Below are 2,407 nucleotides of genomic sequence, written 5' to 3'. Positions count from 1 at the left end.
TGATTTCAATAGAAATCACGACTTTTTGTGGGATTTATTTTTGGAGTAGTTGAAAAACCTTTCATGAGCCAGTCTACTTGTTCAGATGTCAAAGTGAGAATTTTCTTTTCTCCATCAGGCCAAGTTAACTTACCATTTTCAAACCGTTTATAGAGAAGCCAGAATCCTTGACCATCCCAATAAAGAGCTTTAAAGCGATCTTTTTGGCTTCCACAAAAGAGGAAGACTTGGCCTGAAAATGGATCTAGTTGGAATTGAGTTTTAATCAGGTAAGCAAGTGAGTCAATTCCTTGTCTCATATCTGTTTTCCCACAGACTAGATGAACAAGGCCTAGGTCTAGTAAATTGATTGACATCTGTTTCCTCCGATTTTTTATCTTTTTATTAGTATATCGGATAATAGGGATTCAAGATAGATACCTCGTTATTGGACGCTTACGAACATTAGGGCTCAGGGAGATGTTTTTTCAAAATTAAAAAGGCTCTTCTAGCCCCATTCTGCCTTCATTTTTGCTAGTTTTTTTAGGTTTAGGCATGCCAAAGTAAGCCCAACCTTATCGCTCATTTTGGACTTCCCAATCTCTCGTGTATATCTAAAATTATGATATTCTTTTGCAGTACCAAATAGTCGCTCTATTGTTTCTTTACGATGCTGGTACATTTCTTTCATACCTGGTTCTAACCGAATATCTTCGCAATATTCGAGGGCATCTTTCCATATATGGCGAATAACTACTTTCTGATGTGATTTACTTTGCGTACACTTACTTAACAAGGGACAATGTTGGCATATGCTTGGGTTGCTTTTGTATTCACGATATCCTTGACGTGTTGTTGTACTATAAGGAAGCTTCGAACCTAAAGGACAAGTAATGGTATCTGAGAACGAGTCGTATTCAAAATCTTTGCTTCTAAAATTTCCCTTCTTTCCGCGTGGACGAGTATAGGGAAATACCGGAGTTATCTCCTTTTCAAGCAAGAAGTGGGCAATAGTGGGAGTTTTATAACCTGCATCAGCTACGATGAATAGTGGATCAAATCGTTCTAACTTTTCAAAAAGGGTTGGAAAGATTTGGCTATCATGAATATTCCCAGCTTCAACACAATAAGCAACACTCCAGCCATTTTTATCACAAGCTACTTGTGCATTATAGGCAAACACCTCTTTGTGTTCCCCTTTATGGAACCATCCACTTTCAGGATCAGTAGTCGAAATCTTCTTTTTTACTGGTTTCTCTTTTTTCGCCGGTTTTAATGGCTTTTTTGAATGGCACTCCCGATCTATATTAATCTCATTTTCAAGTTCCTCAGACATAAACTTGGCTTGCTTTTCTACCAACTCACTAGTGTATTTTTTGTTATTAGCCGCTGCTTTGATATGTGTTCCATCTACAAATAGTTCACTTGCATCAACATAACCAGCAAAGATACATTGTTGGAGAATGTGCTTGAAAATTTCTTCAATCAATTGTTTATCTTGGAAGCGACGTACATAGTTCTTTCCATAAGTTGAAAAATGCGGAACCTTGTCTTCCAATTTTAAACCAAGAAACCATCTATAAGCGACATTGACCTCAATATCCTTAATAGTCTGACGCATCGAGCGAATACCATAAAGAGTTTGAATAATGGGGATTTTGACCAACATGACTGGATCAAGTGAAGGTCGACCAGTAGTTGAACTATAAGAATCCTTAACTATACCATAGATAAATGAGAAATCGATACTTGATTCAATTTGACGAAGTAAGTGGTTCTCAGGAACAAGGTCCTCTAAGCAATAAAAACCTATTTGACTACGTTTTGATTCTGGATTAACTTGGTTAAACATAGGCCAACCTCCTGGTTTTAAAGCATTTTCTTTACTTTTATTATACTCTTTTGAGCGAATCGAGTAGAGGCTAATTTCTAGTCCCTCTCACACCACCGTGCGTGCCGTTCGGCACACGGCGGTTCAACTAACTTTTAACGCATGTCGTTTAAGATAGAAATCTAGACAAGAAACCAGTCCTCTTTTAGTAAGGGCTGGTTTTGATATAGCTCGCTTTAAGACTGACTTTTGTGCCACTAGTTGATAGTGGTTACCCCAGCCAGATACTTTATCGGCTATCCATTTCGGAACACCTAGTTTCAGAAGTCCCCATAGTCGTCTCGATTTTTTCTTCCATTGCTTCCAGATAATGACTCGGATACGAGTTCGTAAACGCTCATCTATTTGCGGCAGTATCGTCTTCATATTACCAAGTGAGAAGTAATTTACCCAACCGCGGATAACCCAATTTAATCGTTCAATCCGTGTCGTTAGGTCAATGCTCCACTTCCTCGTCGTTAGTCGCTTCAGCTTGCGCTTAAAACTCTGTACACTATCTTGATGGGGACGGCATTTCCAGCCTTTCGGAGATTTCCA

3 protein-coding genes are annotated in these 2,407 nt (G+C 38.7%); all 3 read right to left on the bottom strand.

Annotated features, from left to right (window positions below; all coding sequences use genetic code 11):
* Positions 1-5 precede the first annotated feature (5 nt).
* Entirely contained in the window at positions 6-356 is a 351-nt protein-coding gene (tnpB, locus tag HZY94_RS08935; protein WP_179925858.1) for an IS66 family insertion sequence element accessory protein TnpB, read from the bottom strand.
* A 131-nt stretch (positions 357-487) separates the two neighbouring features.
* Positions 488-1,831 carry an IS1182 family transposase gene (locus HZY94_RS08930; protein ID WP_179925857.1) on the bottom strand — a complete coding sequence of 448 codons (1,344 nt, stop codon included), beginning with the start codon at positions 1,829-1,831 and terminating at the stop codon, positions 488-490.
* A gap of 123 nt (positions 1,832-1,954) precedes the next feature.
* On the bottom strand, positions 1,955-2,407 hold a 453-nt coding region (locus HZY94_RS08925), incomplete at its 5' end, for a group II intron maturase-specific domain-containing protein (RefSeq protein ID WP_306538730.1).

The organism is Streptococcus danieliae (genome assembly GCF_013415245.1).
GTDB lineage: Bacteria > Bacillota > Bacilli > Lactobacillales > Streptococcaceae > Streptococcus > Streptococcus danieliae_A.
The sequence above is the reverse complement of the archived record's forward strand: the minus strand, read 5'-3'. Positions and strand labels throughout refer to the sequence as shown.